Origin of the sequence: Immundisolibacter sp. (assembly GCF_041625615.1) — a bacterium.
In the GTDB taxonomy this organism is placed as follows: Bacteria; Pseudomonadota; Gammaproteobacteria; order Immundisolibacterales; family Immundisolibacteraceae; genus Immundisolibacter.
In genome coordinates, this window is the sequence record NZ_JBFJTF010000175.1 from 1 (window position 1) to 3,914 (window position 3,914).

Annotated in this window: 6 protein-coding genes; all 6 read left to right on the forward strand. The window is 69.0% G+C overall.

Annotated elements, in window-relative coordinates:
- Positions 1–268: 30S ribosomal protein S6 (locus ABYX71_RS10895; protein WP_372696522.1), on the forward strand; the 268-nt coding region annotated here is incomplete at its 5' end.
- A 26-nt stretch (positions 269–294) separates the two neighbouring features.
- A complete protein-coding gene (gene rpsR / locus ABYX71_RS10900) occupies positions 295–519 on the forward strand; it encodes a 30S ribosomal protein S18 (protein WP_372696523.1) in 225 nt (74 codons plus the stop codon).
- 7 nt (positions 520–526) lie between these two features.
- Positions 527–1,480 (forward strand): hypothetical protein, encoded by a 954-nt coding sequence (locus ABYX71_RS10905; RefSeq protein ID WP_372696524.1) that lies wholly within the window; start codon positions 527–529, stop codon positions 1,478–1,480.
- Positions 1,481–1,499: 19 nt separating this feature from the next.
- The gene (gene rplI, locus ABYX71_RS10910; RefSeq protein ID WP_372696525.1) at positions 1,500–1,946 is read left to right on the forward strand and encodes a 50S ribosomal protein L9; all 447 of its coding nucleotides are present in this window, start codon (positions 1,500–1,502) and stop codon (positions 1,944–1,946) included.
- Positions 1,947–1,970: 24 nt separating this feature from the next.
- Positions 1,971–3,332, forward strand: a complete 1,362-nt coding sequence (gene dnaB / locus ABYX71_RS10915) for a replicative DNA helicase (RefSeq protein WP_372696526.1) — start codon at positions 1,971–1,973, stop codon at positions 3,330–3,332.
- Positions 3,333–3,362: 30 nt separating this feature from the next.
- On the forward strand, positions 3,363–3,914 hold a 552-nt coding region (locus ABYX71_RS10920), incomplete at its 3' end, for an ATPase domain-containing protein (protein ID WP_372696527.1).

Below are 3,914 nucleotides of genomic sequence, written 5' to 3' on the forward strand. Positions count from 1 at the left end.
GCTCCTGAACATCGAGGCCGACGATGAGGCCATGCGCGAGCTGACCAGTTCGTTCCGGTTCAGCGATGCCGTGTTGCGCCACCTGGTGGTCAAGTGCGACGAGGCCATCACCGAGCCTTCGGCGGTCGCCAAGGCGCGCGAGAACGAGGACAAGCGCGAGCGCGAGCGTCGCCCGCGCCGCGAAGAGCGCGACAGCGAGTCGACCGATTCTGAGTCGTCTTCAGATTCGGAGTCAGAGTCCTCCACCAAGTCCGGCGACGACGCCTGAACCCGTTCCCCAAAAGGTAACCGAACATGGCCCGTTATCTGCGCCGCAAGAAGTTCTGTCGTTTTACCGCCGATCAGGTGAAGGAGATCGACTACAAGGATCTCGACACCCTGAAGCAGTACATTTCGGAAACCGGCAAGATCATTCCGACCCGCATCACCGGCACCAGTGCCCGATACCAGCGTCAGCTGACGCGGGCGGTCAAGCGCGCCCGTTTCCTGGCGCTGCTGCCGTACAGCGACGCCCACTGAGGCGGTAGTGACCAAGGCGCCCGCCGCCGGCGATCGCCTGGCGACGCTGGCGGCCTGGTTGGTCGGCGGCGGTTGGCCGGTGGCGGCGGCGTTGGCGCTGTTGGGCGTCCTGCCGTTGCTGGCGGCCTTGCTGCCGGGCGCCATCCTGCTGTTACCGCTGCTGCTGGTCGGCAACGGGGCGGTAGTCAGCCTGCTGGCGCTGGAAAGCGAGGGCGGGCGGGGTGTGCGCTGGTTGTTGTGGGCGGTGCTGCTGCTCGCGGTGCCGGCGGTGGCATTGGGGCCTGCGTTGCTGGTGCCGGTGGTGTTTGCCTGGACGCCGGCATTGATTGCCGGTTACATCCTGCGCAGCACGCGCAGCCTGCCGCTGGCGCTGTTGTTGCTGACGTTGCTGGCCGTGGTGGTCGTGCTGCTGGCCGAAACGGTGGGGTTGCCGGGCGGCGACGCGCAGAGCCGGGCGTCGGTGACGCAGATGCTGCGAGGCCTGGACCCGCAGATCGCTGGCGAGGTGCTGGATGTCGTGTGGGCCCTGGCCAGTGGCCTGCTGGCGCTGGCCCTGCTGTCCACCTGGATGGGGGGACTGCTGGCCGGGCGGAGCTTGCAGGCGCGCCTGCGCCGCCCGGGTGCGCTGGCGGCGGAGTTCCGTGGCCTGCGTTGCGGCCGTGCCTACGGCCTGGTCGCGGTCGTGGCGGTTGCGGTGGCGCTGGGCGTGGGGCTGGGTGCTGGCGGCCTGGCGGTCGAACTGGCAATGGTGTCGGTGGTGCCGCTGCTGTTGCAGGGGCTCGCGGTGATGCACCGGCTGGCGCTGCGCGGCGGTGGCTGGCGGCGCGCGCCGTGGGTGGTGTACCCGCTGCTGGTATTGGCCACGCCGCAGGTGGCACCGCCACTGGCCCTGGTGGGCCTGATGGATAATTGGCTTGATTTCGGAAACGGTTCGCCGCCGGTTGGCGCGGACCCGCGGTAACAGCCTGGAGGCTGCTGTCATGCAAGTGATTTTGCTGGAAAAGATTCGTTATCTGGGCAACGTCGGCGACTGTGTCGAGGTCAAGGGCGGCTACGGGCGCAATTACCTGCTGCCGCAAGGCAAGGCGGTGTTCGCGTCGCCGGACAACGTGGCGCGTTTCGAGGCCCAGCGGGCGCAGATCGAGAAGGCGGCCGCCGATGCCCTGAGCAAGGCGCAGGCGCGTGCTGCCGCGTTGCAGGACGTGACGGTGAGCATCGCCCACAAGGCGGGTGAGGGCGGTCGGCTGTACGGGTCGGTCACCACGCGCGAAATCGCCGATGCGTTGATTGCCGCCGGCCACGAGGTCGACCGTCAGGAGCTGAGCCTGCCTGAGGGTGCCATCCGCAGCCTCGGCAGCTATCCGCTGGACGTGAACCTGCACGCCGACGTCGTCGCGCAGGTGACTGTCGAGGTGGTGGCCGAGTAATACGGCCCCGCCGCCCCGTCCGCCATGGTCGAGCCGGCCGCGCTCAAGGTTCCCCCGCACTCCATCGAGGCCGAGCAGTCGGTGCTCGGTGGCTTGTTGCTGGAGGCGTCGGCCTGGGACCACGTCTCGGACCGTCTGACCGAGGACGACTTCTACCGCCAGGATCATCGCCTCATCTATGAGGCCATCCGGCGGGTCTACGAGCAGGGGCGGCCGTGTGACCTGATCACGGTTGCCGAGTGCCTGGAACAGGCCGCCGAGCTGGACCGCGTCGGCGGCATGGCGTATCTGGGCCTGTTGGCCGGTGGTGTGGCCAGCGCCGCCAACATTGCCGCCTATGCCGACATCGTGCGCGAGCGGGCCATTGCCCGGGCGCTGATCGCCGTCGGGTCGGACATCGCCGATAGCGGCTTTCACCCGCAGGGCCGCAGCATCGCGGAGCTGCTGGACTCCGCCGAGGGGCGGGTGTTCGAGATTGCCGAGCGCGGCGCGCGTGCCCGCTCGGGCTTCAGCTCCATCAAGGACCTCCTGCCGGCCGCCGTCGAGCGCCTGGACACGCTGTACCGTTCCGGTACCGCGCTGACCGGGGTGTCCAGCGGCTTCACCGACCTTGATCGCATGACCTCCGGCCTGCATGAGGCGGAGATGATCATCGTTGCCGGGCGGCCCTCCATGGGCAAGACCTCGTTCGCCATGAACATGGTCGAGAGTGTGGCCATCCGTGGCCGCCAGCCGGTGGCGGTGTTCAGTATGGAAATGCCCGCCGAGCAGCTGGCGCTGCGCATGATCTCGTCCCTGGGGCGGGTCGACGCCCACCGCGTGCGCACCGGCCAGTTGCACGATGACGACTGGCCGCGTGTGACCTCGGCGGTGACGCTGCTCGGCGAGGCCGACATCTTCATCGACGACACACCGGCCCTGACGCCGCTGGACCTGCGCGCGCGCGCACGCCGCCTTAAGCGCCAGCACGGTCTGGGCCTGATCGTGGTCGACTACCTGCAGCTGATGCAGTCGCCGGGCGCGCGCGAGAACCGGGCGCTAGAGATCTCCGAGATCTCGCGTTCGCTCAAGGCACTGTCCAAGGAGCTGTCGGTGCCGGTGATCGCGCTGTCCCAGCTGAACCGTTCGCTCGAACAGCGGCCCAACAAGCGGCCGGTGATGTCGGACCTGCGCGAGTCGGGTGCCATCGAGCAGGATGCGGACGTGATCCTGTTCATTTACCGCGACGAGGTCTACAACGAGGACAGCCCGGACAAGGGCAAGGCCGAGATCATCATCGCCAAGCAGCGTAACGGCCCCATCGGCCACCTGTTTCTGGCCTTCCTGGGGGCCTACACCCGTTTCGAGGATCTGGCTCCGGAGTACGGTGGTGACTACGGCGAGTGATGTCGCCGACGCGGTGCGGCGCTAGGCCCGATGGCACGCGACCGCAGCCAGTACCGCTGCGCCGAATGCGGCGCGATATTCGCCCAGTGGGCGGGTCAGTGCGGCGCCTGCGAGGCATGGAACAGCCTGCAGGAACACCTGCCGCCGCCGGCGGTGCGCGGCGGCGCCGGCCCGGCAGCCACCGGCTGGAGTGGCGAGCGCGCGGTGGTGCGCCTGTCCGAGGCGCAGGCGGACGCGCAAACCCGACTGCCGACCGGTTCGTCCGAACTCGACCGGGTGCTCGGCGGCGGCCTGGTGCCCGGCTCGGTGGTGTTGCTGGGCGGCGATCCGGGCATCGGCAAGTCGACGCTGCTGCTGCAGACGCTGGGGCGTCTGGCAGGCACGTCGCCGGTGCTGTACGCCAGCGGGGAGGAATCGGCGGCCCAGGTGGCGGCCCGTGCCCGGCGCCTGCAGCTGGGTGAAACCGACCTGCCGCTGCTGATCGACGCCCGTCTCGAGGCCATCCTCGACGCCGCCGCCGACTGCCGGGTGCTGGTGGTCGATTCCATCCAGACGTTGTTCTCGGAGGCCGTCGCCTCGGCC

Bases quoted from the DNA above. Each gene is read 5' to 3' on its own strand.
- rpsR (WP_372696523.1), top strand. From the start codon at position 295: ATGGCCCGTTATCTGCGCCGCAAGAAGTTCTGTCGTTTTACCGCCGAT.
- rplI (WP_372696525.1), top strand. From the start codon at position 1,500: ATGCAAGTGATTTTGCTGGAAAAGATTCGTTATCTGGGCAACGTCGGC.
- dnaB (WP_372696526.1), top strand. From the start codon at position 1,971: ATGGTCGAGCCGGCCGCGCTCAAGGTTCCCCCGCACTCCATCGAGGCC.